The 910-nt window shown below is 74.3% G+C and carries 1 protein-coding gene; it reads left to right on the forward strand.

Translation table 11 applies throughout. From position 1 onward, the window contains the following. A partial coding sequence (locus OO47_RS32925) for a GNAT family N-acetyltransferase (RefSeq protein WP_234323393.1) occupies positions 1 to 734 on the forward strand: 734 nt, incomplete at its 5' end. Positions 735 to 910: the final 176 nt, after the last annotated feature.

The raw sequence follows: 910 nt of genomic DNA on the forward strand, positions 1-910 counted from the left end.
CCCCCACTCCCGACAACCCTGCGACCGCCGCCGGCACCTCTGCCCCCGACAACCCTGCGGCCACCCCCGGCGACCCCACCGCCGGTACCTCCGCCCCTGTCCCCGGCACCCCCGCCGACGTCCCCCTCCACGGTGGCCACCCGGACCGCGAACTCCTCGACGGCGACCTGCTCGACTCCGTCGCCTCCTGGAGCCCCGCCACCACCTCCGTCGGCTCCTTCCGGCTCGTCCCCGTCCGGCTCGAACGGGACCTCTCACTCCTGGCCCGGTGGATGAACGACCCCGCCGTCGCCGCCTTCTGGGAGCTCGCCGGACCCGAGACCGTGACCGCCGACCACCTCCGCGCCCAACTGGAGGGCGACGGCCGGAGCGTCCCCTGCCTCGGCCTGCTCGACGGCACACCCATGAGCTACTTCGAGATCTACCGCGCCGACCTCGACCCGCTCGCCCGGCACTATCCGGCACGCCCCCACGACACGGGCCTCCACCTGCTGATCGGAGGCACCGCCGACCGGGGCCGGGGCGTCGGCACCACGCTCCTGCGGGCCGTCGCCGACCTGGTCCTCGACCACCGCCCCCGGTGCACCCGCGTCCTTGCCGAACCCGACCTCCGCAACACCCCCTCCGTCTCGGCCTTCCTCGGCGGTGGCTTCCGCTACGCGGCGGAAGTCGACCTCCCCGACAAAAGGGCCGCCCTCATGATCCGTGACCGCGCCCTGCGCCACGTCCTCTGACTCATCCCCTTCCTTGCGTCCACCGCTCGTCCCACAGCGGTTCCCACTCCGAGGAGTCCTCGTGTCGACGTCCCCTGCACCCCACGACTCCGCACAACCCACCCCTCCCGTCCCGACCTCCGTCCCGGCCCCCGCACCCGCGCCCGACGCCCTGGCCCCCGCATCCGCCCCGATCC

The organism is Streptomyces bikiniensis, from assembly GCF_000716625.1.
Classification (GTDB): Bacteria; Actinomycetota; Actinomycetes; order Streptomycetales; family Streptomycetaceae; genus Streptomyces; species Streptomyces bikiniensis.